Genomic DNA, 23,870 nt, shown 5'->3' on the forward strand with positions numbered 1-23,870 from the left:
GCCGCCGGTCGTCCCCCACAGCGTGTCGGTGTAGGGGTCGCGGTAGACGCCGTGGAAGTGCCGGACGTCGTCGCGTTCGTGGAACGTCGTCCACGTCACCCCGTCGTCGCGGCTGACGAGGACGCGGGCGGGGTCGTCGCCCAACGGGTACTCCGCGAGGTAGACGGCGTCGTCCGTGACGCAGACGGACGTCGGGAGGACGCCCATCGGCCCCGAGGAGGCGGGGAGTTCGTGGACCCGCCGCCAGGAGTACCCACCGTTGGTCGAGCGGAACACGTCCTGGTCGGCGGTCGCGAGGAGCGTGTCGTCGCGGACGTGCCAGACGTTGCTCGTCGTGATGGTGCCGGCGAGGCGGTCGAGGAGCGCTCGCGTCGGCCCCCACGTGGTCAGCGAGAACGGGACGTTCGTCGGGTCCGTCTCGACGGGGAGGCGACCGCGTCGTCGGAACCCCTCTCGCGAGGTCCACGTCCCCACGTCCAGCCCCTCGGTACAGAACGCGACCTCGCCCACCGCCTCGCCGAGCTTCATGGATTCGCACGTTCAGACACGAGTGAGCGACCTAAGTCTACTGGCGCGCGGTCGAGCGCTCGTCGCGGCCGTGACGGTGGAGCACAGGGAAACGGGTTTGTGTCCACGGGCCAACCGGCGGATATGACCGACCTCGGGGACTTCTCTGACTTCTCGGCGGACGACCCGGACGCCGACCACGCGGACGAGGCGGCCGCCGACGGCGCGGCCGAGCGACCGAGCGCGGACCGCGGCGAGCAGAGTTCCGACGGCGAGACCGGGCGGACGAACGGGGCGACGGGCGACACCACGACCGACCGCAGCGTCGAACCCGACGACTTCCAGCGCGTCGACCGGCCGAACATCGGGCAGGACCGGGGCATCGGGACGCTCTCTGCTTCGGCGGGGCTCGTCATCAGCGAGGACGAGCGCGACACCTGTCTCCGGGCGTACGTCACCGTCTCGAACCGCTCGGACGTGCGCATCGGCACCTACCTCCTCGCGCAGTATCCGGATGGTGAGCGTCTGTTCTGCCGTATCACCGCCCTGGAGTACGTCCAGGAGTTCCGCTCGGACGACGCCAACGAGATCCACGCCCGTCGCGCGATGCGGACCAGCGGTATCGACGAACAGGACTACAAGTTCATGGCGACGCTCGAACCCGTCGCGGTCCTCTACGACGACAGCGCGGGGTCGGAGCCCTCGCGAGCAACCGGCGAAGCCGGCGACGGGGGCGACCTCAAACGACGGATGGCCGACCGGGTACCGAAACCCGAGACGGTCGTGCGCCCCGCGACCGACCCCGAGGAGATCAAGACCGGCCTGAAGATGCCCGAAGACGGTGTCTTCCTGGGGCACCTCGCGGTCGGTGGCGAGAAGGTCCGGGCGGCGACCGAACCGCCGACGGTCGACTACCGGCTGAAAGACGACTACGACTCGGGCGACCCGCTCGTGTTCCGGCACACGCTCGTCGCCGGGGGGACGGGGTCGGGGAAGACCCACGGCGCGAAGAACGTCCTCCGGCAGTACCTCGGGCGCACCTACGAGATGGGCGACGGGCGCTCGCCCGAGACCGCCGTCGTGCAGTTCGACCCGCAGGACGAGTACGCCCAGATGCACGACGACAACCCCGACATCACCGACGAGGTGGCCCGCGCCTACGACGCCGAGGGCATCCGACACGGCGGTTACGACGACACCGTCGCGTTCGTGCCGCGAGTCGGGGACGCGACGTACGCCGCGAGCCACCACCGCGCCGAGCAGGTCGAGTTCACCATCCCGTTCTCGATGGTCCGGGACTCGCCGTGGCTGGTCGCCGGCGCGTCGCTCAACGACAACCAGTACGGCGCGCTCATCGAGCTGCTCAACCGGTTCTTCCGGCAGTACGGCGATTCGGGGACCTACCGCGAGTTCTGCTCGTTCATGGACGACCCCGGTCTGCGCGAGGAGTTGAACGAGTCCGGCCGGGTCCACGAGGCGACCTACGACGCCGTCCGCCGGCGCGTCCTCGGGTTCGGGTCGGTGTTCGACCAGGACGCCCCGCCCATCACCGAGCAGATCCACCAGTTCGTCCGGCCCGGTGGCCTGACGGTCGTTCCGACGTACCACCTCAACGACTCGCGGGCGAAAGAGACCGTCGTGCTGGCGCTCTCCTCGCTGCTCATCGACGAGAAACTGTCGAACGACCCTCGTTACGACCGCATCAAGGACACGCCGCTCGTCGTCGGGATGGACGAGGCCCACAACTTCCTCACCGACGCCGAGAGCGTCCAGGCCCGGAAGGTCATCCAGAAGTTCACCGAGGCGGCCAAACAGGGTCGCAAGGAGCGCCTCGGCCTGTTCCTCATCACCCAGGACCCACAGGACGTCGCCGACCCGGTGTTCAAGCAGGTGAACACGAGCATCGTCCTCAACCTCGGCGACGAGGACGCCATCAAGTCCGTCAACCTCCCCTCGTCGCTGGAGGGGAAGGTGCCGTACTTCGAGAAGGGCCAGATGGCCGTCTACTCGCCGGACAACTCCGAACCCGTCGAGATAATCGGGCTGTCGCACTGCCTCACCCGCCACGGACGGGACTGAGTCGGCCCGAACCCACGCCGCCTTTACACCCCGTACTCACCACCGGTTCGCCACCCGCTTCCCGCCCGAAGCGTTTTGTCCCCCGATGGCCGACAGTCGGGTATGCGACACGTTCTCGTCCCGCTCGACGGCTCCGAGCAGGCCGAGGCCGCCCTCGACTACGCCCTCGACCTGTTCCCCGACGCTCGGTTCTCGTTGCTGGCCGTCATCGACCCGGCGGCGGGGTTCTCGGGGACGGGTGCGCCGGGGACCTCGGAGGTGTGGTACCGCAACGCCCGCGAGGAGGCGAGCGACCGTCTCACCGCGGGACGCGAGCGAGTCGACGCCGACGGTCACGCCGTCGCGACGCACGTCGAGACCGGCCGTCCCGCCCGTGTCATCACGCAGTTCGCCGAGGAGCACGGCGTCGACCACGTCGTCGTGGGGAGCCACGGCCGTGAGGGCGTCTCCCGGTTGCTCATCGGCAGCGTCGCCGAGGCCGTCGTCCGGCGCTCGCCAGTGCCCGTCACGGTCGTTCGGTGATGGCCGACCGACGGCGACGAGCGGGTCCAGCCGAACACGTTCGGGACTCACGCCTCGTCGCCGGCGCGCCTCCCCGTCAGCATGGCCCAGCACTCGCACGCAACGCTCCCCGCCGACACGCACAACCGCTCCACCGTCCAGGAGACGACCGTCCAGGTCCGGTGTACCGGCCACGTCCGGACGGAACTGGGGACGCCCGGCTTCGAGTTCACCTTCCAGGGGACGACGCTCCGCGAGTTCCTCGCCGCGCTGTTCGACGTCTACGACCTCGAAGCCATGCTCATCGCGCCGACCGAACGCGAGGCGACCGCCCGCGGGTGGGCGCGCGTCGAGAACCCGCCGGGGACGTGGCGGAAGAATCCCGAGGGCGAGCAGACCCGCGCGTTCGCCCGCATCATGGTCAACGGCCGGTTCAACGAGCACCTCGGCGGGTTCGACGCACCGCTGACCGACGGCGACCGGGTGGCGCTGGTCTACCCGTTCATGTTCTGCTGTTGAGCGCCGACAGCTATTCGACGCGAGCGCGGCCACCCTCGGGTATGCCGCGTGCACACCTCCGCGTCGACCTGCCGGTCGGGACGTGGGTGGCCGACGTCTCGACGACCCACCCCGACGTGACGATTCGGGTCCTCGCGGTGTTCGCCGCCGAGACGGGCGTCGGTCTCGCGCGCTTCTCGGGCCCACCGGCCGCCGTCGCCGCGGCGCTGGCGGCGACGCGCGCAGCCCCCGGCGTGACGGCGCTCGACGTGCTCGACGACCACGACGGCGCGGCGGTGGTCCGCTTCGAGACGACGACGCCCGTGCTGGCCCGGGCCGCGCAGGCGGCCGCGGTGCCGCTCGAACCGCCGGTCACCGTCGTCGACGGTCGGGCGGACCTCGTCCTCACGCTCCCCCACGAGCGTCTGTCGGCGCTCGGTCGCGCGTTCGAGGAGGCGGGTCTGTCGTTCGAACTGACGGCGCTCTCGCCGGCGGTCGACGAGGAGTCGGTGCTCACCGACCGCCAGCACCGACTGCTCGCGGCGGCGGCCGACCGCGGGTACTACGATACGCCACGCGGGACGTCGCTGACCGCCCTCGCCGCCGACCTCGGCCTTGCGAAGTCCTCGCTCAGCGAGACGCTCCACCGCGCGGAGGGGCGACTGGTGGCGGCGTACCTCGACAGCGAGAGCGACGGTTTCGACAGCGAGAGCGACTTCACGGCCGGCCTCGCTCCCGAGCGACCCGACGACAGCTGACGGCGTGACTGGTCAACTACTCTGGAACTGGGCCGGTGTAGCGTACCCCAATCGGCCGATACTGCCGCCGCTGTGCGATTCAAACCCGTTCGGCCCCTCCTCGACGTGATGGCAACCAACGAACCAGTGACCGAGGCTCCAGACGCCGCCGAGGCAGTCATCCGGGACCGTCGGTCGGTTCACCAGTACGCAGAGGAGGACGTCGACGAGGAGACGCTCCGCGAGGTGTTCGACCTCGTGCGCTTCACCCCGTCGAGTTTCAACCTCCAGCCCTGGGAGTTCCTCGTCCTCACCGACGACGAGAACCGACAGGCGCTCCGCGAGGTCGCCAACGACCAGGAGAGCGTCACCGACGCGCCCGTCGCCGTCGTCGTCCTCGGGAACACCGACCCGGCGGCCCACGCCGACCGCGTGTTCCAGGACTGGCTGGACAAGGAGTACATCCCCGACGAGGAGACCCGCGACAACCTGCAGGGACTCGTCGAGGGGATGCGCGAACGGAGCGACGAGGAGAACCGCGTCTGGACGACGCGGTCGACTTCACTCGCGGCGATGACGCTGATGCACGCCGCCCGCGCGAAGGGCCTCTCGACGTGTCCGATGGAGGGGTTCGACGCCGAGGGCGTCCGCGAGACGTTCGACGTCGACGAGCAGTTCGAACCCGTCATGCTCGTGACGATGGGCTACCCCGAAGACGACGCCGACGACCGCGAGAACGAGCGGAAGTTCCGCCGCCCGGTCGACGAGATCGTCCACTTCGACGCGTTCGACGCGTAACTCGGCCGGCGATTCGCGCCGCGTCGCTCGTCGACTCCTCGCTTCTTCCGTGCTCTCCCCTCTTCTTCCGTCACCCTCGCGCGCTCCTCCGTCCCCTCGATGGAACGGCCGGAGTCGTCCCGTCGCTGGTGTGGCGACACGTACCGAACTCACCAATTTAGGTACCCGGCCCTCTGAGTTGTGCCATGGAGTATCACGACTCCGAGAAAGCGCAGGAGGTCGCCGGGCGCGTCGAGGCGTTCATGGACGAGGTGGTGTTGCCCCTCGAACGCGAGATGCTCGCCACGGGCGACACCATCTCGAACGACGAGTTGGCCGAGCTGTGGGAGATGGCGAAGGAGCGGGACCTGTTCGCCCCCCAGATGCCCGAGGAGTACGGCGGGCAGGGGCTCGACTTCGCGGACATGCTGCCGTCGTTCGAGCAGGTCGGGCGCTCGCTCATCGGCGCACACTCCATCCGGGCGAACGCGCCCCAGGAGGGGAACATGCACACCCTGGAGATGGTGGGTACCGAGGAACAGAAAGAGGAGTACCTGCGACCGCTGGTGCAAGGCGAGATGACCTCCGGGTTCTCGATGACCGAGCCGATGCAGGGCGGCGGGTCGGACCCGAAGATGCTGCAGACGACGGCCATCAAGGACGGCGACGAGTGGGTCGTCAACGGCCACAAGTGGTGGACCTCCGACGGCTGGGACGCCGACTTCTTCCTCGTCATGGCCCGGACGGACCTCGACGAACACCCCTACGCGGGCACCTCCATCATCCTCGTGCCCCGCGAGACCGAGGGCGTCGAACTCGTTCGCAACGTCGGCCACCTCGGTGCGCCCGAACTGCTGGAGGCGTCGGGCGGCCACGCGGAGATCAAGTACAACGACGTCCGCGTACCCGTCGAGAACACCGTCGGTGAGGAGGGGAAGGGGTTCCAGATCGCCCAGATGCGACTGGGCGGCGGCCGTCTCACCCACTGCATGCGCTACTCGGGGATGGCCGAACGCGCCCTCGAGATATCGAAGGCGTACCTCAGCGAGCGCGAAGGGTTCGGGTCGGACCTCGCGGAGAAACAGACGCTCCGCCAGCGCATCGCCGACGCGGAGACGAAACTCCACATGGCGCGCTGTGGCGTCCGCCACGCCGCCCGCGAACTCGACCGGAGCGAGGCGCGCATCGAGGTGGCGATGTCGAAGGTGTACACCGCCAACGTCTGTAACGAGATAATGGACCTCGCCGTGCAGTGTCTCGGTGCGAACGGCGTCGCCAACGACCTCCCGGTCGCCGCGTTCTACGGCGACGTGCGTGCGTTCCGTCTGTTCGACGGCCCCGACGAGGTCCACCGCCGGACCATCGCCCGCCACGCCTTCGAGGACGTGGCGACCGAGGAGATAGAACACGCCCTCCGGTTCGACGAGGACCGCATCGTCGACGAGTTGAAGCGCGAAGCGCCGGCCGACGACTGACCGCGAGCCGCCGTTTTCGACCCGTCACTCGGAACGACGGTCAGTCGCCCTCGACGGGTCGGCCTCGCGCCGACCGCACCTCCGCCCGGATGGCCTCCCGTTTCAGCAGGACGAAGCCGACGACGATGACGAAAAAGCCCACGACGGTGGTGGCGTCGATGGCCTCCCGTAAGAACAGATAGCCCGTCAGCGCGGCGAACACCGGCGCGACGTACGAGACGAGGTTGATTTCGACCGGGCCGAGGCGCTCCAGCAGGTCGAAGTAGACGAGGAAGCCGAGCGCGCTGGCGACGAGCGAGAGGTAGCCCAGCGCGAGCAGCGCCTCGGTCGTCAGTTCGACAGACGAGGCTGGCTCGCCGAGTGCGAGGCTGACGACGTGCATCAGGAACGCGCCGCCGAGCATCGCCCACGCCTCCATCGCCTCGACGTTGAGTCCGGAGTCGATGCGTCGGGTGAGGACGCTCCCGAACGCGAACGCGAGCGTCGCGGCGAACACGAACAGTTTGCCGACGACGTTCTCGCTGAGCAGGTTCGCCTGCCCGAACGGGTCGGCGATTATCACCGCGCCGACCAACCCGAGTAGGAGGCCGACGACGCCGACGAGGTCGAGGCGCTCGCTCGGCAGGAGTCCACGCGCGACGGCCGTCGTGAGGACCGGCGATAGCGAGACGATGGTCGCGGCCGCCGCGCTCGTCGTGTTCAACTCGCCGACGAACAGGAACGCGTGGTAGGCGGCTATCATGAACGTCGCGGCGACCGCCACCTCGGCGACCTCGGCGCGGGTCCGCGGGAGCGGGTCGTCGAGGACGAGGGCGGCGTAGCCGAGCATCAACAGCCCGGCCACGTCGTAGCGGACGGCGGCGAACAGGACGGGCGTCTCGAAGAACGGGCCGGGCGCGCCCGGTTCGCCCAGACCGGCCTTGATGGCCATGAACGCCGCGCCCCAGGCGGCGGCGAGGGCGAGGAACAAGGCACCGTTCCGGTAGCGGGTCACGCTCTGGTCACGCATACCCTCCGGACAGCGCCCGCCTCAAGGTTTCGTTACGGAGTGTTCCCGTGAGATTCTGTCCACAATCACTGTCGATTGCGGCAGTTCTACCCGCAACGTTAAGTCGGTCCGTGAGAATATGTTGTCATGGCCGCTTACGGTCGGCCGACACTGCGTGACCTGTTCGACGAGTCCCCCACGCCGCACATCGCGCACCCCCCGCGCACCCATCACCGAGACTACTACATCGCGACCGATGGGTCGTTCCGGGAGTCGAACGGCGGACTGGGTGTCGTCATCGAGACCCGCGACGGCGAGACCGTCGCACGGCGCTCGGTGGCAGACGCCGTCCCCGACAACAACGTCGCCGAGTACCGGGCACTCCACCTCGGCCTCGACCTCCTGGCCGCGCGTGCGCCCCGCGACGCCAGCGTGGGTATCGTCCTCGACCACGACGACCTCGCCGCCAACGTCAATCGCGCGGCGCTGGCCGCCCGTCAACCCCGACAGGGACCGCCCCACCCGTATCGTGTCCCCATCACCACCCGCCACCACTGGCGGGGCATCCGGGCACGTGTCGCCGGCTTCCGCGAGATTCGCGCCGCCCGCATCGACAGCGGCGTCAACCCCGCTCACTGCCTGGCGAACGCCCCCGACCAGTACGCCTTCGTCAACGACGAACCCGCTCGGTGCGTCCTGCCGTCGCTGACGACGGAGTCGCCGGGACCGCAGTACCCGCCGCCGTCGCGGGCGAACCGCCACACCGGCAACGCCAGCGACTGACCACCGCCCGTTCGCCCGCCTCCTCGCCCGACGCCTCCGCAAGGACGACGCTTTCCTCCGACGCTTCGCCCGAAGAGATTTAGTCTTCAACCAACAAGTCCGAACCATGTCCCTCGAGCAGACGGTCGCCGAGAACCTCGGGTACACCCTCCTGAGCGGTCCCGTCCTCGCCGCGCTCACCTACCTCGTCGGCTCGGCGATGTTCGGCACCGCGGCGGCGGTCGGACTCGCCGTCGGCGTCTACGCGCTCGGGATAGCGCTCGTGGCGCGCCGCTCCGAGGACGACGCCGGCAGCGACGGCGTAGCCGACGCAGACGACCCCGAGGACCGGGAGCGTCGACGCGACGACCGGGAGAAGGAGTTGGCGGCCGAGGCGAGCAACGGACTGTTCTGAGCGGTCGGCCCGCCCGTCGCCGCGACGCTCACCGCACCGTCGCGCCCTCGTTGCGTCCGGCGACGACGCGGACGTCGCCCTCGATGCCGACCTCGTCGAGCGCCCGCTGGCCCGCCTCCCGTGCGCCGTCGGCGTTCGCGCGGTCGGTGACGCCGTAGACGGTCGGTCCCCACGAGGACTGGCCGACGCCGCCGACGGCCGCCGCGTCGCCGAGGGCGGCGACGAGTTCGCCGGCGGGTGGGCGGTAGACGCCGCCCTGCTCGTCGGCGTACCACGCGCCGTTGAGGCGGCCGAACTCCCCGACCGCGTGACCGAAGCGGTCGCGGTCGCCCGTCGCGACGGCGGGCAGGAGACCGCGGACGAGCGTCGCCGCGAGGTCGTCGGCGATGGCGGGGTCGGCGCGCTCGACGACCGCGCGCATGCTGTCGTCCTCCGTCTGGCCGGACTTTCCAGTCCCCTCCGGAACCACGAGCAGGAACCGCCAGTCCTCGGGTATCGGGTGCCGTGAGACGACCGGCGGGACCGACCACTCGCCGCGAGCGGGCGGCGTCGTGGTGAACCGCTCGGTGGGGTGGCCAGCGTCGACGACGAACCCGCCGGTCTCGAACGTGGCGACGCCGACGCCCGAGCGCCCGCCTCGACCCAGTGCCGGCGCGAGCGTCCGCACCTCGGGGTCGCGGTCGTAGGCGTAGGCGACCGCCGCGAGCGTCGCCAGCGTGTGCTGGGTGCCGCTACCGAGGCCGACGTGCCGCGGGAGCCCCTCGATCAGTCGGACACGAGCGCCCGGAACGTCGAGGCACTCACAGACCGCCCGCGTCGTCGATTCGAGTTCCGGGTCTGCGTCGACGCCGTCGCCACGGGTCGCCTCGACGACGACCCGTGGCTCGTCGAGTGCGAGGCCGACGCCGCCGTAGAGGCGTTCGTGGGCGAGCGAGAGGTTCGTGAATCCGACGTGGAGGCGCGCTCCCGTCTCGACCCTGACCATGGTGGTGACTCGCGCGGTGGGTGAAAGGTCGTTTCGTCACCGGAAACGTTCGCCACTCCCGGCGACGTCGGCGTCGACAGTCCCCACGCTGGTCGACGCGACCGCCACCCGCCAGTCTGCCGGGTCAGTGCAGGTCGGCGAGGACGCGCTCTGCGACGACGTGGATGCCGTTCTCGAAGGGGGTCGGGTCGGGAGTGGACCCGACGGCCCGGACGACGCCGCGCAGCGAGTGGGCGACGCGGAATCCCTCGACGGTGTCGAGCAGACGGCCGACGCCGTGTTGTTCGTCGGTGAACGGCCGGACGACGCAGGCAGTGCCGGCGACGGCCGCCTCCATCACCGTCGAGTAGCCCGAGCAGACGACGACGTTCGCGCGCTCGACGTACGGGAGGAGCGAGGGAACCGGCTCCCACCCCTCGCCGCCGACGCTGGTCACGTCGCGGCCTGCCGCTTCGAGTCGGGCGACGAGGTCGGTCTGGTCCGAGGAGTAGGCGCTGGGGACGAGCAACACGTCGAGGTCCGGTACCGCGTCCGTTCCGGACGACGAATCGACGTCGCTCGCGTCGTCGGTGGTCGCCTCGGTGCCGCCGTCGGCGGCGACAGTTCCCACGTCTCCCACGTCCGCGGGGAGTGCGACCGGGCCGATTCGCTCGACGCCGGCGGGGTCGTGGTCGGTCGCCCAGACGGCGGGGAAGAAGAACGTCCGCGAGAGGCCGACCTGGAGTCGGGTGAGACCGTCGGTCGCGACGCGTTCGAGCGGGTCGTCGTAGAGGACGGGGGCGTTGTGCGTCAGGACGTACAGCGGCACGTCCGCGAGAGGGGCGGCCATCGCCGCGAACATGTCGTCGGTGACGACGGCGTCGGGGTCCTCGCGGCGCAGCCAGCACACCACGTCGCGGACGCGGCGGGCGGCGTTCGGAACGCTGTCGCCGAGGACGGTGCCGTCGCCGTACTGGTAGCTGTCGATGAAGTCGACGGCCGTCGGCTCGTAGGGGTCGTAGCCGTTCAGTTCGACGAAGTGGGTCCCGGGGCCGCCGCCGGCGATGGCGACGGTCGCGCCGCGGCGCTCGAACCCGCGGGCGACGGCGAGCATCCGGGTGGCGTGTCCCGCCCCCTCCGGATAGTGGACGACGGCGATGTGCTCGGGGTCGCTCATACCGATGGTCCGGGCGCACGGGAGTAAGAACCCTCCCATCCGACAGCTTCCACCGGTCGGGGCGAGCGTGTGCCACCCGAGAGCGACGGCCGACTCAGCGCCGCCGGAAGTAGCCGCTGTCGCGCGGTCGGTCCAGCAGGTACCGGGCGTAGCCGACGGCGTACTCCGCGAGCAGTCCGAGGTAGCCCTGTCGGTGCTGGCGACGCGGTGACGTGGCGACCCACGCGTGGCGGTCGTACACCGCCCGGCCCCGCCGAGCCAGACGCATCGAGCAGTCGGTGTCTTCGAGGAACGGTAGGGCCTCGTCGAACCCGCCCGCGTCGAGCAGCGCGCGGCGGCGGTACGAGCAGTTGTTCCCGCTGGCCTGGACGAACCCGACCGGCCAGGACGCGCGGTACCACCAGTCCGAGAGGACGCGGAACAGCAGTCGGTCGCGGCGACTCCCGTCGAGCGGGCGGAGCGGGCCGCCGACGCAGACGACTCTGGGGTCGTGGTAGTGACTGGCGTGGCGGGCGACCCACCCTGGCGCGACGACGGTGTCGGCGTCGGTGAAACAGACCACCTCGGCGTCGGTGGCGCGAGCGCCCTGGTTCCGGGCGGCGGCGGGGCCGGCCTCGGCCGTGTCGGGGAGCACGTGATCGACGGCGGGGTGTGAGCGTGCGACGGCGGCCGTCCCGTCGGTCCCCCCGACGACGACGAGCACCTCGCAGTCCGCGCCGACGAGCGAGTCGAGCGTCCGCTCGACCGTGTCTCGTTCGTCGTAGGCCGGGACGACGCAGGCCACGTCCATGGCGACCCTACCACCGCGCCGCGCAAAAACGTTCACGCGGGGCGAACCGTTCGAGACGGGTACCGTCGCTCCCACCGCACATTTCTCCGTCTGTCACTCGCCTTCCGGTCGGGGCAGGGCGACGAACGACTCGCTGACGAGGCTGAACGGGTCGTACACCGACTGGTGGCACGGGCAGTAGACGTCGTTCTCGGCGTTGAACTGCGTGCTCTGGGGTGTCGACTTGAACCCCGGAACGCAACAGAAGTGCGTGCACTTCGAGAGCCACGCCAGCACGTTCTCGGGGGCGGCGGCGTCGAGCCACGCGGCCATCGTGGGGTCCTGGCGCATCCGGTCGGCCTCCGAGTCCGCGATTCTGAGGACCTGTACGGGGAGCGTCTCCTCGCTGTCGACGCCGTCCGAGCGCCACGTCCCGGTCGCGGGTTTCCCGAGGCCGGCCTGCCCGATGCCGTTGCCCCACGAGTTGTAGTCCTCGAAGTCCGCGACGTTCATCGGGTCGCCCGCGGTGACGTCCTCGCTCTGCCAATCGTACGGCGAACTCTCGTCGTACCGGAACGTGTTGTCCTGGTCGGCCTCGGGGTCGATGGCGGGGATGTCCTGGATGCCACAGTACTGGAACCACTCCGTCGAGTAGGTCGTCCCGCCGACGTCGGTCTGGGCGACGGCGACGGACCGGCCGCCGACGTCGCGCTGTTCGGCCTCGGGCCACAGTCCGGAGATGGTGCCGTCGTCGCCGATCTCGACGGGGATGAGAGGCATCCCACGTGGTGCGGGTCCCTCGACGAGTTCGATGCCGAGGAACTCGATGTTCCCGCCGCCCAGTCCCGCGGGGTTCGTCGCCGTCGTCACCGCCGCGCCGCCGGCGGTCCCGACGCCGGCGAGCACCGACGCGCCGAGGACGCCCTTCACGAAGCGCCGTCTGCTCGTCGTACCCGGGTATTTGTCGCTGTCCATGGTCGTCTCCGGTCGGACGCCGCTCGTCGTCGAGAGAGTGGAGGGGTCGCCAACCGTCGTGTCAGTAGGTGTCACACGACGATAGCGATTGCTGTGGAGTGCCCCGAGAGTCGGTGTGTCCGGCGTTCGAGTCGGTTTCGAGGCGGTTGCAGGGCGGTCGCGACTCGCGCCGTCGACAGCGCCGCCCCTTGCTGGGTCAACACCTATCGGCGAGGCGCGTGAGGCTCACGCATGGACAGAGTGAACCCGGCGACGGAGGAGTCGCTCGACCCCATCGAGAGCGACGACGAAGCGGACGTCGAAGCGGCGCTCGCGCTGGCCGACGAGGTGTACCCCGCGTGGAGCGAGCGGCGACTCGAGGAACGCCGACAGTTGCTCCAGAACGCCGCCGAGGTGCTCCGCGAGAACGAAGAGGAGTACGCCGAGTTGATGACCCGCGAGATGGGCAAACCCATCGAGGGGGCGCGCTCGGAGGTCGAGAAGTGTGCGTGGGTCTGTGAGCACTACGCCGAGTACGCAGAGACGTATCTCGCCGACGACGTCCACCAGAGTTCGCCGGAGGCGAAGGCGCTGACGTCCTACGAACCGCTCGGCCCCATCCTCGCGGTGATGCCGTGGAACTACCCGTTCTGGCAGGTGTTCCGGTTCGCCGCGCCGAACCTCGTCGCGGGCAACGTCGGCCTGCTCAAACACGCCTCGAACGTGCCGGGGTGTGCGCAGGCCATCGAGGAGGTGTTCTTGGAGGCAGGGTTCCCCGAGGGGGCGTTCCAGAGTCTCATCGTCGGGTCGGACCCCATCGAGGACGTCATCGCCGACGAGCGAGTTCGGGGGGTGACGCTCACCGGGAGCGAACCCGCCGGACGTGCGGTCGCCCAGACGGCGGGTAAGGAGCTGAAACCCTCCGTGCTGGAACTGGGCGGGTCGGATCCGTTCGTCGTGCTGGAGGACGCCGACGTGCAGACCGCCGCGGAGGTGGGGACGCGAGCACGGACGCTCAACTCCGGGCAGTCCTGTATCGCCGCGAAACGGTTCATCGTCCACGACGCCGTCTACGACGAGTTCGTCTCGGCGTTCGTCGAGGAGATGTCCGGGCTGACCGTCGGCGACCCGAGCGAGGACGACACCGACGTCGGCCCACAGGCCCGCGAGGACCTGATGGACGACGTCCACGAGCAGGTCCAGGAGACCCTCGACGCGGGCGCGACCCTGGAGACGGGCGGGGAACCGCTCGACCGCGAGGGTTACTTCTACCCGCCGACGGTCGTCAGCGACGTGCCCCGCGACGCGACGATGGCGACCGACGAGGTGTTCGGGCCCGCCGCGGCCGTGTTCCGCGTCGAGAGCGAGGACGAGGCCGTCGAACTCGCCAACGACTCCACCTACGGGCTGGGCGGTTCGGTGTGGACGGAGGACCTGGACAGGGGCGAGCGCGTCGCCCGCCGTATCGAGTCGGGGTGTGTGTTCGTCAACGAACTCACGAAGTCCGACCCCCGCATCCCCTTCGGCGGCGTGAAGGACTCGGGGTACGGTCGCGAACTCTCCGAACACGGGATGAAGGAGTTCCTCAACGAGAAGACCATCTGGGTACAGTCGGCGAGCGACCAGTAGGCATCCGGGCCTACTGCTCGGAGGGGAGTGGCGAACGGTGTCTGCGGGAGGGAGGGGTGCGTCAGCGACGGGAATGCGTCAGGTGGGGGCTGCGTCAGCGGGCGGCGAATCAGTCGCGGCGACTACATCGCCATCGTGAACCCGATGCCGAGCGCGGGCTGGACGACGAGGACGACGACGCCCGCGAGCAGCGAGACGACGCCGACCGCGACCGATATCTCCTTCCCCCACGACGGGATGCGCTCCATCGCGACGACGGTCGTCAGCGCGACCATCCAGAAGAAGTTCATCTCGCCGACGAACAGCATCACGAGGAAGAACACGCCGAAGCAGATGACGACGCACTCGATGCCGTGTTCGACGCCACGAGTCGCGCTGTCGACCAGCCCCTCGGCGTGACTCTCGACGGTCGCACAGCAGTCCCGCAGCAGGTCCTGTTTGGGCTTGCTCAACTGGAACAGCCCGGTCAGGACGAGCGCACCGCCGACGGCGAGGTGCGGGTTCGACTGCGTGAACCCGTGGATGCCACCGGGGAGCAGGGCGTGAATCGTGAGCGGAATCACGGCCGACAGCGCCCAGACGACCTGGTAGCTGGCGAGGAAGCCGGCGACGGCGGTCACGACCTCGCGCGCGGTCCCCTCGTGGGCGGACGTGTAGTCGCGCGTGAACCGGGTCATCGCGGGGAGCATCATCGCGCCCATCATCACGCCCCACATCACGGCGTAGCCGAAGACGGCCTCCAGCGTGCCGACGTGGAACACGCCGAGTTCCATCGCGCCCGGTGCGGCCATCGGGACGCCCTGTTCCATCAGCCACGACATCCCGGGCATCGGGACGTGGCCGCCGTACATGAGCACCCAGAGGAGGGCGTCCAGGCCGAGCATCGCGACCACGACGAGCGTCGTCCGGTCCACGTCCACGTCGAAGACGGCCTCGAAGAGGCCGCCGAACGGCGTGTCGACTCTCGTGCTCATTCGGCGTCCTCCCGCTCGACGGCGTCGGGGAGCGCCGAGCGAACACGTTCGCGAGCGTCTTCGTACAGGTCGCCGACGGTGTCGTTCAGGAGGGTTCGAAGCTCCATGGGCGAGACGACGCCCCCCAGGAACTTTATTCAGTAGCTAAGCAACAAAAAATTAAATGTCGCGAGGAACAGTCCCGGTTCGATGACTGTCCGCCGGCGAGGAGGGGCGTCGGCGGTGGCTCAGTCTCGGGTGACGCTGATGTTGAGCAGTCGGCCGCCACAGACCGGACACCGGCCGGGTGTGTCTGTGCGCCGCTCGCAGTCGTTACACTCGTACAACGAAGGCATGCTAACACTACGCAACGTCGGTAGATGAACCTGTCGCGTGGCTGGCCTCCGCCTGCTCGCGGACGGCCTCCATCACCTGCGGGAGAGCGTGGCGGTAGTGTCGACCCAGTGTCCGCGAGAAGACGCGGCCGAGGGGTCCCTCGAACCACACTTCGTGGGTGAAGTTCGTCCCGCCGTCGTGGCTGTGGAGCGACCGTCGGACGACGAGACGCGCGAGCGGCAGGTCGGCGACGTACGTGTACGACCGGACCGGGTCGACGTCGGTGACGACGAAGGAGGTGGCTCGGCCGCGGCGCGGCGTCAACTCGCCCGTCGCCCCCTCGCAGAACTCGCCGTCGAGCGTCGCCTCGCGCAACTCGGTGTCCCAGGTCGGCCACTGCTCGACGGTCGTCCAGACGTCCCACACCCGCCTCGGCGGTGCCGTCGTCTCCGTGCTGTGACTGAACCACATGACACTCCGTACGGGGCGCGGTGAGATTAGCTGTGCGTGCCGACACGCCCCCATCGTCGGTGGCCGGGTCGGGGTTGATGTGTCGTCCGTTCGTGGCGGGAGTATGAACACTGCCGAGTTACTCGTCGACTGTCTCGAAGCCGAGGGCGTCGACTACGTGTTCGGACTCCCGGGCGAAGAGACGGAGGACCTGCTGTTCGCGATGGACGAGTCGTCGGTGGACTTCGTCCCCGTCCGCCACGAGCAGGGTGCGGCGTTCATGGCCGACGTCCACGGCCGCCTCACCGGCGACGCGGGGGTTTGCCTCTCGACGCTCGGCCCCGGCGCGACCAACCTCCTGACCGGCGTCGCCGACGCCCACCTCGACAAGTCACCGCTCGTCGCCATCACCGGCCAGGGCGGACGCGAGCGGCTCCACCAGGAGAGCCACCAACTGCTCGACGTCGTCGAGATGTTCGGCCCCATCACGAAGTGGAACACGCGTCTCGACGACCCCGACGTCGTCCACGAGTCCGTCCGGAAAGCGTTCAAACTCGCCGAACACGAGAAACCCGGTGCGACCCACCTCGAACTCCCCGAGGACGTCGCCGCCGCCGAGACGACCGCCGCGGCGCTCACCCCCGGCGACCGCGCGGTCCACCGTTCCCGCCCGGACCCCGAACGCGTCGACGCGGCGCTGTCCGTGGTCAGGGAGGCCGAGCGCCCCCTCGTGCTCGCGGGCAACGGCGCGGTCCGGTCCCGCGCCTCCGAGCAGTTGCGGACGTTCGTCGACGACACCGACATCCCCGTGGTCGCCACGTACATGGGCAAGGGCGCGGTGTCCGACCGCGACGAACAGTCGTTGATGACCCTCGACTCGGGCAGCGGCGAGGTCGACCGCGTCATCGAGCGCGCCGACGCCGTCGTCGCCATCGGCTACGACATCGCCGAGCACGACCCCGAGAGCTGGAACCCCGAGGGCGACAAGCGCGTCGTCCACCTCGACGCCGAACCCGCCGAGGTGTACGAACACTACGTCCCCGACGTCGAACTGGTGTGTGACGTCGCCGCCGGCATCGAGGCGTTCTGCGCCGCCGACCTCGACGCCGTCGACACCGACTGGTACGCGGACCTCCGGCAGGGTCTCGTCGGTGAGGTGAGCCGCGAACCCGAGGCCGACGAACCGGTCACCGTCGCCCGGACGCTCCCCCTGCTCCGTGAGGCGATGGCCGACGACGACGTCCTGATTTCGGACGTCGGTAGTCACAAGATGGCCATCGCCCAGTCGTACCCCACCTTCGAGCCGAACACGTGTCTCATCTCCAACGGACTGGCGTCGATGGGTATCGCGGTCCCCGGCGCGGTGGCAGCGGACGTGGCGCTGTCGGGGAGCACCGCCGTCTCCGGCGAGGACGACACCCAGCCCGACGGGGAAGGCGAGGTAGACGGCGAGGCGCCGAACGTCGTCGCCGCCACCGGCGACGGTGGGTTCCTGATGAACGCCGCCGAACTGGAGACCGCCCGGCGACTGGACTGCTCGTTCACCGTCGTCCTGTTCGTCGACGACGACTACGGCCTCATCTCCGAGAAACAGGAGGACCACCGCGGCGCGTCCACCGGGACGCGCCTCGGCAACCCCGACTTCGTGACGTTCGCCGAGTCCTTCGGCGTCGAGGCGTACCGGCCCGAGACGTGGTCCGAGGTCCGCGAGACGCTCGACGAGGTCGTCGGCAGTGACTCGCTGTCGCTCGTCGAGATCAGGTTGGACGAGTAGCGTCGCTCGCGCGGTCGCCCGTCGGCATCTATCGCCCCGGTCGGCCGTGACTCACTGGTCGCTCACCGCGCCGTGGACCCGGTCGGCGACCCACGGGCCGACCCAGCCCTGGACGACGACGACCAGCACGAGCAAGGAGAGCGTCACGACAGAGAGAAAGCCGACACGCGCCGCTGCGGCCACCATCCCCTGTGTCCAGCCGTAGAGGCTGATGAGTGCGAACACCGCCGCGAGCGAGGCGAGCACCCAGCCGAACCGGCCGAGCGTCTCCGCGCTCTCGACGAACGTCTCGACTCTCTCGCCGAGTCGAACCATACGCTACTACTGACGGTCCAGCCTCAAAACACTCTTGGATTCCTCGACTCCCAGGGGTGTGTGACCTACTCGATACGCAACTCGTCGGACTCGGGGACGGCCTGCTTGTCCCAGTGCAGCGAGAACGTCACCGTCTCCGCACCGCTGGACATCATCGAGGAGTCCTCACCGACGTCGACGTTCAGCGTCACCTCCTCGGGGGGGTTGACCGTCGCGCTGTCGTTGCCGACGAGGAACGTCACCTTCCCGTACTGTCCCGTCTGGGCGTTCTGAGTACCCTGCGTCTCCTGTGTCGTCTGGCTCTCTCCGGTCGGTGTCCCCGTCGTTCCCTCGGTGGTCGACCCGTCGGCAGACCCGTGGTGCGTGGTCTCGCCCGTCGCGTCGCCCGTCGTCGGTTTCCCGGTCGTCGACCCCGTCGTCCGGTCTGTGCCGCCGTGTCCCCCGTTCGCCAGTTTGTCGGCGAACTCGCGCAGGTACTCGGCGGCCTCGGTGCGTGTCACGGTCCGCTCGGCGTTGAGTCCGGACATGGGTCGTCCGACTCGCGCCGCCGGTAGCCCCCTTGTGCTTGCCCGTGCGTGTCAGTCGCTCACCGCGACCCACACCGCGAGCGACCCGAGCACCAGCGCGGGCACCAGCGGCAGCGTGAGGTACGCGTCACGCCACGTCAGCCCCAGCGACTCGATGAACCCCGTCGAGTACGGGACGAGCAGGATGGCCGTCGGCACGCAGACGAACGCGACGAAAATCGCCCCGACCAGCACCCACCCCTTCGCGCCGAACTCCCCGGACTGGGGCACCTCGGGGTGGTACGCTCGAGTCGTCCGGACGTCGCCGGGGTCCTCCTCGCGTCCCGGGTCGTCCCCGTCGTCGAACGTCGCCGGGTCGTGGACGTAGCCACCCGCTCCGTCGTCGCCGTTGGTGGTGTCTCCCGTCGCGTCTTCAGCCATCGTACTCGCTGTCCGGGACGACGACGACCTTCCCGAACCCTTCGCGCTCCTGGAGCATCTCGTGTGCACGCTGCGCCTCGCTCATCGGCAGCACCTCGCGGACGCGCGGTTCGAACGTGCCGTCCCACACCAGCGGGAGGACGTCGTCGATCTCACCGGGCGTCGCCATCGTCGACCCGAGCAGTTCCAGCTGGTTCCAGAACAGCCGGTTGATGTTCGTCTCGGCTTTCGGTCCCGTCGTCGCGCCGCAGGTGACGAGGCGGCCGCCCTTGGTGAGCGCCTTCGTCGAGTCGTCCCACGTCGCCGGACCGATGTGGTCGACGACGACGTCGACGCCGCGGCCGTCGGTGTGCTCGTAGACGAACTTCGAGAACGACTCCTCCTCGTAGTTGACGACGTGGTCCGCACCGCACTCCTTGGCGTACTCCAACTTCTCCTCGGTGCTGGCGGTGGCGTACACCTCCGCGCCCGCGTGGTCGGCTATCTGGACGGCGGCGTGACCGACGCCACCGGACGCCCCGAGGACGAGGATGGACTCGCCCTGTTTCAGCTCCGCCTGGGTCATCAGCATCCGCCACGCGGTCTGGAACACGAGCGAGGAACTCGCCGCCGTCTTCCAGTCGACGTGGTCGGGGACGGGCACGAGGTTCTCGGCGGGAACGGCGGCCTGTTCGGCGTGGACCCCCCGAACGTGCTCGCCGATGAGGTGGTAAGAGTCACACTCGGGTTCCCGGCCGTCGCGGCAGGCTTCGCACTCGCCGCAGTACCTGCCCGCACAGACCGCGACGCGGTCGCCCTCCTCGAACCGCGAGACGTCGGCCCCGACGTCGGTGACGACGCCCGCGGCGTCGCTGCCGGGGATGTGGGGCATCTCCAACTCGACGCCCGGCAGGCCGCGCCGCGTCCAGACGTCGAGGTGGTTGAGCGCCCCGGCCTTCACGTCGACGAGCACCTCGTCGTCGCCGACGTCGGGGTCGGGGAACTCGTCGTACTCCAGCACACTCGTCTCGCCGTGCTCGCTGAACTGGACGGCTTTCATGACCGGTCGTCCGGAGGGGCGGAGCAAAACCCTGCCGATGACTGGCACGGTCGGGGCCGTCGGAGCTTTATGTCAGCGCGCGCCGAAGCGCTGCCCATGGACGACGACCGCTCCGGGGACGGGCACGTTCGGCGGGCAGACGGGGGGCACGAACACGAGGGGCACGAACACGACGAGGAGGGCCACGGCGACCACCACGACCACGGCCACCACCACGGCGAGGCGGGGACGCACGACCACCACCACCACGACGTCGAACAGCTCTCGGTCGCCGTCGTCACGGTCTCGTCGACCCGCGAGGCGAGCGAGGACGTCGCCGGCGACGCCATCGAGGAGGAGTTGCGAGCGGCGGGCAACGACGTCGCCTCCCGCGTCGTCGTGCCGGACGACGCGGCCGCGGTCCGGGAGGCCGTCCAGGAGGCGGTGGGCGACGACGCCGTCGACGCCGTCGTCACGACCGGCGGTACCGGCGTCACCCCCGACGACGTCACGGTCGAGGCCGTCGAGGAGCTGTTCGCCAAACACCTGCCCGGCTTCGGCGAACTGTTCCGCGACTTCTCGCGCGAGGAGGTCGGCACCCGCGTCGTCGGCACGCGGGCGACGGCGGGCATCGTCACGCGCGAGGACGGCGGCGTCCCCGTCTTCTCGTTGCCCGGCAGCGAGAACGCCGCCCGCCTCGGCACGCGGGACGTCATCGTCCCCGAAGCGCCACACCTCGCGGGGTTGGCCCGCCGGTGACGGTCCTCGTCGTCGGGGCCAGCGGCTACCTGGGCCGCTCGGTCGTCGACGCTCTGCGCGCCGCGGGTCAGGAGACCGCCGGCACCCACTTCAGCAACGCCGTCGACGGCGCGACCCACCCCTACGACTTCTTCGAGAGCGACCTCCGAGACCTGCCCCTCGGGGCGGTCGACGCCGTCGTGTTCGCCGCGCACGTCGAGCGCACCGGTCACCCCTTCGAGCGGTTCGCGACCGCCGCCGAGGGGTTCGTCGACGCGGTCCGCGACGCCGCGGTGCGTCTCGTCTACGTCTCCAGTGCGGGCGTGTTCGACGGCAGCGGCACTCGCTACACCGAGTCCGTCGACCCGACGCCGAAGTCACGCTACGGCCGGCGACTCCGACGGTTCGAGCGGTGCGTCGCCACCCTCCCGGACGCGTGCGCGTTCCGCGCGGACTACCTGTTCGGCCACTCGCGAGGGGTGCTCGACGAGCGCCTGTCGCGAACCAGACGGCTGGTCCGGGCGGGACAGACCGTGCCGTACTACGCGGACATGTGGAAGAGTCCGTGTCACGTCCAGGAGGCGGGCCGGGCGCTCGCGGTGCTCTCGCTCGGCGACGCACGGGGTGTCGTCCACGCGCCGACGCCCCGAACCAGCGCGTGGGCGTTCCACCGCGCCGGGATGGCCGCGCTCGGCGAGGACGCACGGCTGGTCGTCCCCGAACCGATGCCGGAAGACCCGACGCTCCACCGCGACTCCTCGCTCGCCTCCGATCGCTTCGAGCAGGTGTGTGGCTTCCGGCCGCGGTCGGTCACCACGGCGCTGCGCGAACCCCACGACTCGGCGTCACCCTCGGCGGCGACCGCGCTCAGTTCGGTAACGGACAGAGCGAGGCGGTGAACACCGCCACGTCGTCGCTCTCGTTGCGCGCGCCGTGTGGTTCGCCGCGCTCGTGGAGCACGACGCCGGGCGCTTCGACGGTCTCCTCGGTGTCTCCCTGGACGACCACGACCTCGCCCCGGAGGACGTGGAACACGTTCGTCGCGTCGTCGTGTTCGTGCGTCGGGAGTTCCGCCCCCGGTCCGAGCGCGAAGTACTTCACCAGCACGTCGTCGGTGACGACGAGTTCGCCGGACGTTCGTTCTCCCTCCGCAGGTTCTTCGACGTCGAATCGGTCGAGCATGGTCGGTGGTTGGTCGTCCGGTGGCTTCAATCGGTCCCCGAAGTGGGCTCTTCAGACAGCCAGTTGGGCGGTCGGTCGTGACACGGATTCAGTCAATCGCACGACGGTGGCGGTAAGCTATACCCGGCCGCCGCCCCAACTCCCGGTCATGGCAATGGAGTACGTCACGGTCCAGGGCGTCGAGGTCCCCAAACTCGGTCTCGGGACGTGGCGACTGACCGGCGACGACTGTCGTAACGCGGTCCAGACGGCCCTCGACCTCGGGTATCGCCACGTCGACACCGCACAGGCGTACGGCAACGAACGACAGGTCGGCGCGGCCATCGCCTCCAGCGACGTCGACCGCGAGGACGTCTTCCTCGCGACGAAACTGGAGGGTGGCAACCGTGACTACGACGGCGTGTTGCGCTCGACCGACGAGAGCCTCGCGAAACTCCGGACGGACTACCTCGACCTCCTCCTGATCCACTGGCCGAACCGTCGCGTTCCGACCCGCGAGACGCTCGACGCGATGGCCGAACTGGTCGACGACGGGAAGGTGAAGCACGTCGGCGTGAGCAACTTCAAACGCGACGCGCTGGACGAGGCGCGGACCCAGGCCGACGTCCCCATCTTCACCGACCAGGTGCAGTTCCACCCCTACTGGGACCAGACGGACCTGCTCGACTACTGCGCCATCCACGACGTGTTGCTGACGGCGTACAGTCCGCTGGGGCACGGCGGCGTCCTCGACGACCCCGTGCTCGCGGAGGTGGGCGACCGCTACGACAAGTCCCCGGCCCAGGTCGCGTTGCGGTGGGCCACCCAGCACGACCCCGTCGCCACCATCCCGAAGGCGACGAGTCCCGAGCACCTCGAAGCCAACCTCGCTGTCTTCGACTTCGAACTCACCGACGCGGAGATGGAGCGCATCAGTCAGCCCTCGAAACTCCGCACCCTCTCGGGGTTCGTGAAGTCCCGCGCGCCGCTATAGCTTTTCCCGCTGGGGGCGATACGTGTAGCTATGCCGACGGAACTCCGACCTGGCTGCTGGCTCATCGAGCTGAGTGCGGTGAACGCCTACCTCGTCGAGGACGTGGAAGGGACGACGACGACGGAGAGGCAGGCCTCCGCACGCGACGACCCCATCTCGGTCGACCTCTCGGAGGGCGCGGACGAGACCGCGACCGAATCCGAGAACGGCGACGATGGGGCGACGGAGGAGGTCGACGACGCCGAGGCTGTGGTCGACGCCGAAGAGACCGACGACACCGAAGAGACCGACGACAACGAGGAGGCAGCCGACACCGACGAGTCGACCACGGAACCGGACCGCGAGGAGCGCACCGTCCTCACGCTCGTCGACGCGGGGATGCCGTTCGACGCGCCGAAGATAGAACGCGCCATCGAGGAGGCCGGCTACACCACCGCCGACGTCGACCGCGTGCTCGTCACCCACTACGACGTCGACCACGTCGGTGGCCTCTCGCGGCTCGACCTCCCCAACGCGACGGTCTACATGGGGTCGCCCGACGCCGACTACCTCACCGGTCGACGCAGTCCGCCCGTCGGTGACCACAAGGGCGCACTCCAGCGTCTCTCCTCGCTGTTCGTCTCGACGGACCTCGACGTCGAGACCGTCGGCGACGGCGACCGCGTCGGGAGTTTCACCGTCTACGAGACGCCCGGTCACACCGAGGGCCACGTCGCGTACGTCAGCAGCGACCTCTCGGTGGCGTTCGTCGGCGACCTCGTCCGGGAGTCCGGCGGTGACCTCCAGCCGTCGTCGTGGGCCATCAGCCACGACACCGCGGCCGTCGCCGACTCCATCCACGACCTCGCCGACCGCGAACCCGCCGTCGAGGTCCTGGCGATGGGCCACGGCGTCCCGTTCATGCGCGGCGGAGCGGTCCGCCTCGCGAAGCTCGGCCAGCGCGTCGACTGAC

At 69.6% G+C, this 23,870-nt stretch carries 28 protein-coding genes; 14 read left to right on the forward strand and 14 right to left on the reverse strand.

The window, feature by feature from the left end; genetic code table 11:
- The coding region (locus tag M1L36_RS15570) for a WD40/YVTN/BNR-like repeat-containing protein (RefSeq protein ID WP_369694262.1) at window positions 1-528 on the reverse strand (528 nt) is incomplete at its 3' end.
- Between the two features lie 123 nt (window positions 529-651).
- On the opposite strand from M1L36_RS15570, the gene M1L36_RS15575 reads away from it, so the two are divergent.
- The 6 genes from M1L36_RS15575 (at window position 652) to M1L36_RS15600 (ending at window position 6,574) form a co-directional block, all read left to right on the forward strand.
- Window positions 652-2,586 (forward strand): ATP-binding protein, encoded by a 1,935-nt coding sequence (locus tag M1L36_RS15575; RefSeq protein ID WP_250874661.1) that lies wholly within the window; start codon window positions 652-654, stop codon window positions 2,584-2,586.
- 102 nt (window positions 2,587-2,688) lie between these two features.
- Window positions 2,689-3,108, forward strand: a complete 420-nt coding sequence (locus tag M1L36_RS15580; RefSeq protein WP_250874662.1) for a universal stress protein — start codon at window positions 2,689-2,691, stop codon at window positions 3,106-3,108.
- A gap of 81 nt (window positions 3,109-3,189) precedes the next feature.
- A complete protein-coding gene (locus tag M1L36_RS15585; protein WP_250874663.1) occupies window positions 3,190-3,606 on the forward strand; it encodes a MoaD/ThiS family protein in 417 nt (138 codons plus the stop codon).
- Between the two features lie 41 nt (window positions 3,607-3,647).
- Window positions 3,648-4,343: a helix-turn-helix domain-containing protein gene (locus M1L36_RS15590; protein WP_250874664.1), complete on the forward strand. Its 696-nt coding sequence runs from the start codon at window positions 3,648-3,650 to the stop codon at window positions 4,341-4,343.
- A 108-nt stretch (window positions 4,344-4,451) separates the two neighbouring features.
- Window positions 4,452-5,120, forward strand: coding sequence for a nitroreductase family protein (locus M1L36_RS15595; RefSeq protein WP_250874665.1), 669 nt, complete (start codon window positions 4,452-4,454; stop codon window positions 5,118-5,120).
- 185 nt (window positions 5,121-5,305) lie between these two features.
- Window positions 5,306-6,574, forward strand: coding sequence for an acyl-CoA dehydrogenase family protein (locus M1L36_RS15600; protein ID WP_250874666.1), 1,269 nt, complete (start codon window positions 5,306-5,308; stop codon window positions 6,572-6,574).
- Window positions 6,575-6,614: 40 nt separating this feature from the next.
- Here M1L36_RS15600 and M1L36_RS15605 read toward each other — a convergent pair whose 3' ends face one another.
- Window positions 6,615-7,568, reverse strand: a complete 954-nt coding sequence (locus M1L36_RS15605; RefSeq protein WP_369694268.1) for a DMT family transporter — start codon at window positions 7,566-7,568, stop codon at window positions 6,615-6,617.
- A 141-nt stretch (window positions 7,569-7,709) separates the two neighbouring features.
- On the opposite strand from M1L36_RS15605, the gene M1L36_RS15610 reads away from it, so the two are divergent.
- Window positions 7,710-8,345: a ribonuclease HI gene (locus tag M1L36_RS15610; RefSeq protein WP_250874668.1), complete on the forward strand. Its 636-nt coding sequence runs from the start codon at window positions 7,710-7,712 to the stop codon at window positions 8,343-8,345.
- 106 nt (window positions 8,346-8,451) lie between these two features.
- Window positions 8,452-8,739, forward strand: a complete 288-nt coding sequence (locus M1L36_RS15615; RefSeq protein WP_250874669.1) for a hypothetical protein — start codon at window positions 8,452-8,454, stop codon at window positions 8,737-8,739.
- Window positions 8,740-8,767: 28 nt separating this feature from the next.
- Here M1L36_RS15615 and M1L36_RS15620 read toward each other — a convergent pair whose 3' ends face one another.
- The 4 genes from M1L36_RS15620 to M1L36_RS15635 form a co-directional block, all read right to left on the reverse strand.
- Entirely contained in the window at window positions 8,768-9,724 is a 957-nt protein-coding gene (locus M1L36_RS15620) for a beta-ribofuranosylaminobenzene 5'-phosphate synthase family protein (protein ID WP_250874670.1), read from the reverse strand.
- A gap of 124 nt (window positions 9,725-9,848) precedes the next feature.
- Complete coding sequence (locus tag M1L36_RS15625) at window positions 9,849-10,880, reverse strand: glycosyltransferase (RefSeq protein ID WP_250874671.1); 1,032 nt, start codon at window positions 10,878-10,880, stop codon at window positions 9,849-9,851.
- A gap of 94 nt (window positions 10,881-10,974) precedes the next feature.
- Window positions 10,975-11,670, reverse strand: coding sequence for a glycosyltransferase family 2 protein (locus tag M1L36_RS15630; protein WP_250874672.1), 696 nt, complete (start codon window positions 11,668-11,670; stop codon window positions 10,975-10,977).
- Window positions 11,671-11,763: 93 nt separating this feature from the next.
- Window positions 11,764-12,624, reverse strand: a complete 861-nt coding sequence (locus M1L36_RS15635) for a Rieske (2Fe-2S) protein (RefSeq protein WP_250874673.1) — start codon at window positions 12,622-12,624, stop codon at window positions 11,764-11,766.
- 231 nt (window positions 12,625-12,855) lie between these two features.
- Here M1L36_RS15635 and M1L36_RS15640 point away from each other — a divergent pair, with 231 nt between their 5' ends.
- Window positions 12,856-14,232 carry an NAD-dependent succinate-semialdehyde dehydrogenase gene (locus tag M1L36_RS15640; RefSeq protein WP_250874674.1) on the forward strand — a complete coding sequence of 459 codons (1,377 nt, stop codon included), beginning with the start codon at window positions 12,856-12,858 and terminating at the stop codon, window positions 14,230-14,232.
- 122 nt (window positions 14,233-14,354) lie between these two features.
- On the opposite strand, the gene M1L36_RS15645 is transcribed toward M1L36_RS15640, so the two are convergent.
- The 3 genes from M1L36_RS15645 to M1L36_RS15655 form a co-directional block, all read right to left on the reverse strand.
- Window positions 14,355-15,206: a DUF2182 domain-containing protein gene (locus tag M1L36_RS15645; RefSeq protein ID WP_250874675.1), complete on the reverse strand. Its 852-nt coding sequence runs from the start codon at window positions 15,204-15,206 to the stop codon at window positions 14,355-14,357.
- A gap of 227 nt (window positions 15,207-15,433) precedes the next feature.
- A complete protein-coding gene (locus tag M1L36_RS15650) occupies window positions 15,434-15,541 on the reverse strand; it encodes a rubrerythrin-like domain-containing protein (protein WP_250874676.1) in 108 nt (35 codons plus the stop codon).
- A gap of 7 nt (window positions 15,542-15,548) precedes the next feature.
- Window positions 15,549-15,992, reverse strand: a complete 444-nt coding sequence (locus tag M1L36_RS15655) for an SRPBCC family protein (protein WP_250874677.1) — start codon at window positions 15,990-15,992, stop codon at window positions 15,549-15,551.
- A 103-nt stretch (window positions 15,993-16,095) separates the two neighbouring features.
- Between M1L36_RS15655 and M1L36_RS15660 the strand changes: the two genes are divergently transcribed.
- Window positions 16,096-17,745, forward strand: a complete 1,650-nt coding sequence (locus M1L36_RS15660) for a thiamine pyrophosphate-binding protein (RefSeq protein WP_250874678.1) — start codon at window positions 16,096-16,098, stop codon at window positions 17,743-17,745.
- A 51-nt stretch (window positions 17,746-17,796) separates the two neighbouring features.
- On the opposite strand, the gene M1L36_RS15665 is transcribed toward M1L36_RS15660, so the two are convergent.
- From M1L36_RS15665 to M1L36_RS15680, 4 genes are all read right to left on the reverse strand, one after another.
- Window positions 17,797-18,060, reverse strand: coding sequence for a hypothetical protein (locus tag M1L36_RS15665; protein ID WP_250874679.1), 264 nt, complete (start codon window positions 18,058-18,060; stop codon window positions 17,797-17,799).
- A gap of 65 nt (window positions 18,061-18,125) precedes the next feature.
- Entirely contained in the window at window positions 18,126-18,587 is a 462-nt protein-coding gene (locus M1L36_RS15670; RefSeq protein WP_250874680.1) for a hypothetical protein, read from the reverse strand.
- Between the two features lie 51 nt (window positions 18,588-18,638).
- On the reverse strand, window positions 18,639-19,007 hold the full coding sequence (locus tag M1L36_RS15675) for a DUF7977 family protein (RefSeq protein WP_250874681.1): 369 nt from the start codon (window positions 19,005-19,007) through the stop codon (window positions 18,639-18,641).
- Window positions 19,000-20,046 (reverse strand): zinc-binding dehydrogenase, encoded by a 1,047-nt coding sequence (locus tag M1L36_RS15680; RefSeq protein WP_250874682.1) that lies wholly within the window; start codon window positions 20,044-20,046, stop codon window positions 19,000-19,002. The genes M1L36_RS15675 and M1L36_RS15680 overlap by 8 nt, the downstream gene beginning before the upstream one ends.
- A gap of 96 nt (window positions 20,047-20,142) precedes the next feature.
- On the opposite strand from M1L36_RS15680, the gene M1L36_RS15685 reads away from it, so the two are divergent.
- Both M1L36_RS15685 and M1L36_RS15690 read left to right on the forward strand, forming a co-directional pair.
- Window positions 20,143-20,784: a MogA/MoaB family molybdenum cofactor biosynthesis protein gene (locus M1L36_RS15685; RefSeq protein ID WP_250874683.1), complete on the forward strand. Its 642-nt coding sequence runs from the start codon at window positions 20,143-20,145 to the stop codon at window positions 20,782-20,784.
- Window positions 20,781-21,662, forward strand: coding sequence for an NAD-dependent epimerase/dehydratase family protein (locus M1L36_RS15690; RefSeq protein ID WP_250874684.1), 882 nt, complete (start codon window positions 20,781-20,783; stop codon window positions 21,660-21,662). Before M1L36_RS15685 ends, M1L36_RS15690 begins: the two co-directional genes overlap by 4 nt.
- On the opposite strand, the gene M1L36_RS15695 is transcribed toward M1L36_RS15690, so the two are convergent.
- Window positions 21,631-21,945, reverse strand: coding sequence for a cupin domain-containing protein (locus M1L36_RS15695; RefSeq protein ID WP_250874685.1), 315 nt, complete (start codon window positions 21,943-21,945; stop codon window positions 21,631-21,633). The two genes, M1L36_RS15690 and M1L36_RS15695, sit on opposite strands and share 32 nt — an antisense overlap.
- A 154-nt stretch (window positions 21,946-22,099) precedes the next feature.
- Here M1L36_RS15695 and M1L36_RS15700 point away from each other — a divergent pair, with 154 nt between their 5' ends.
- On the forward strand, window positions 22,100-22,918 hold the full coding sequence (locus M1L36_RS15700) for an aldo/keto reductase (protein WP_250875580.1): 819 nt from the start codon (window positions 22,100-22,102) through the stop codon (window positions 22,916-22,918).
- A 30-nt stretch (window positions 22,919-22,948) separates the two neighbouring features.
- Window positions 22,949-23,869 carry an MBL fold metallo-hydrolase gene (locus tag M1L36_RS15705; RefSeq protein ID WP_250874686.1) on the forward strand — a complete coding sequence of 307 codons (921 nt, stop codon included), beginning with the start codon at window positions 22,949-22,951 and terminating at the stop codon, window positions 23,867-23,869.
- Window position 23,870 lies beyond the last annotated feature (1 nt).

The sequence above is a fragment of the Halomarina rubra genome, assembly GCF_023699475.1.
GTDB classification, from domain to species: Archaea; Halobacteriota; Halobacteria; order Halobacteriales; family Haloarculaceae; genus Halomarina; species Halomarina rubra.

Excerpts from the sequence above, each read along its gene's own strand:
- M1L36_RS15575 (WP_250874661.1), top strand. The coding sequence starts at position 652 with ATGACCGACCTCGGGGACTTCTCTGACTTCTCGGCGGACGACCCGGAC.
- M1L36_RS15580 (WP_250874662.1), top strand. The coding sequence starts at position 2,689 with ATGCGACACGTTCTCGTCCCGCTCGACGGCTCCGAGCAGGCCGAGGCC.
- M1L36_RS15585 (WP_250874663.1), top strand. The coding sequence starts at position 3,190 with ATGGCCCAGCACTCGCACGCAACGCTCCCCGCCGACACGCACAACCGC.
- M1L36_RS15590 (WP_250874664.1), top strand. The coding sequence starts at position 3,648 with ATGCCGCGTGCACACCTCCGCGTCGACCTGCCGGTCGGGACGTGGGTG.
- M1L36_RS15595 (WP_250874665.1), top strand. The coding sequence starts at position 4,452 with ATGGCAACCAACGAACCAGTGACCGAGGCTCCAGACGCCGCCGAGGCA.
- M1L36_RS15600 (WP_250874666.1), top strand. The coding sequence starts at position 5,306 with ATGGAGTATCACGACTCCGAGAAAGCGCAGGAGGTCGCCGGGCGCGTC.
- M1L36_RS15610 (WP_250874668.1), top strand. The coding sequence starts at position 7,710 with ATGGCCGCTTACGGTCGGCCGACACTGCGTGACCTGTTCGACGAGTCC.
- M1L36_RS15615 (WP_250874669.1), top strand. The coding sequence starts at position 8,452 with ATGTCCCTCGAGCAGACGGTCGCCGAGAACCTCGGGTACACCCTCCTG.
- M1L36_RS15620 (WP_250874670.1), bottom strand. The coding sequence starts at position 9,724 with ATGGTCAGGGTCGAGACGGGAGCGCGCCTCCACGTCGGATTCACGAAC.
- M1L36_RS15625 (WP_250874671.1), bottom strand. The coding sequence starts at position 10,880 with ATGAGCGACCCCGAGCACATCGCCGTCGTCCACTATCCGGAGGGGGCG.
- M1L36_RS15630 (WP_250874672.1), bottom strand. The coding sequence starts at position 11,670 with ATGGACGTGGCCTGCGTCGTCCCGGCCTACGACGAACGAGACACGGTC.
- M1L36_RS15635 (WP_250874673.1), bottom strand. The coding sequence starts at position 12,624 with ATGGACAGCGACAAATACCCGGGTACGACGAGCAGACGGCGCTTCGTG.
- M1L36_RS15640 (WP_250874674.1), top strand. The coding sequence starts at position 12,856 with ATGGACAGAGTGAACCCGGCGACGGAGGAGTCGCTCGACCCCATCGAG.
- M1L36_RS15645 (WP_250874675.1), bottom strand. The coding sequence starts at position 15,206 with ATGAGCACGAGAGTCGACACGCCGTTCGGCGGCCTCTTCGAGGCCGTC.
- M1L36_RS15650 (WP_250874676.1), bottom strand. The coding sequence starts at position 15,541 with ATGCCTTCGTTGTACGAGTGTAACGACTGCGAGCGGCGCACAGACACA.
- M1L36_RS15655 (WP_250874677.1), bottom strand. The coding sequence starts at position 15,992 with ATGTGGTTCAGTCACAGCACGGAGACGACGGCACCGCCGAGGCGGGTG.
- M1L36_RS15660 (WP_250874678.1), top strand. The coding sequence starts at position 16,096 with ATGAACACTGCCGAGTTACTCGTCGACTGTCTCGAAGCCGAGGGCGTC.
- M1L36_RS15665 (WP_250874679.1), bottom strand. The coding sequence starts at position 18,060 with ATGGTTCGACTCGGCGAGAGAGTCGAGACGTTCGTCGAGAGCGCGGAG.
- M1L36_RS15670 (WP_250874680.1), bottom strand. The coding sequence starts at position 18,587 with ATGTCCGGACTCAACGCCGAGCGGACCGTGACACGCACCGAGGCCGCC.
- M1L36_RS15675 (WP_250874681.1), bottom strand. The coding sequence starts at position 19,007 with ATGGCTGAAGACGCGACGGGAGACACCACCAACGGCGACGACGGAGCG.
- M1L36_RS15680 (WP_250874682.1), bottom strand. The coding sequence starts at position 20,046 with ATGAAAGCCGTCCAGTTCAGCGAGCACGGCGAGACGAGTGTGCTGGAG.
- M1L36_RS15685 (WP_250874683.1), top strand. The coding sequence starts at position 20,143 with ATGGACGACGACCGCTCCGGGGACGGGCACGTTCGGCGGGCAGACGGG.
- M1L36_RS15695 (WP_250874685.1), bottom strand. The coding sequence starts at position 21,945 with ATGCTCGACCGATTCGACGTCGAAGAACCTGCGGAGGGAGAACGAACG.
- M1L36_RS15700 (WP_250875580.1), top strand. The coding sequence starts at position 22,100 with ATGGAGTACGTCACGGTCCAGGGCGTCGAGGTCCCCAAACTCGGTCTC.
- M1L36_RS15705 (WP_250874686.1), top strand. The coding sequence starts at position 22,949 with ATGCCGACGGAACTCCGACCTGGCTGCTGGCTCATCGAGCTGAGTGCG.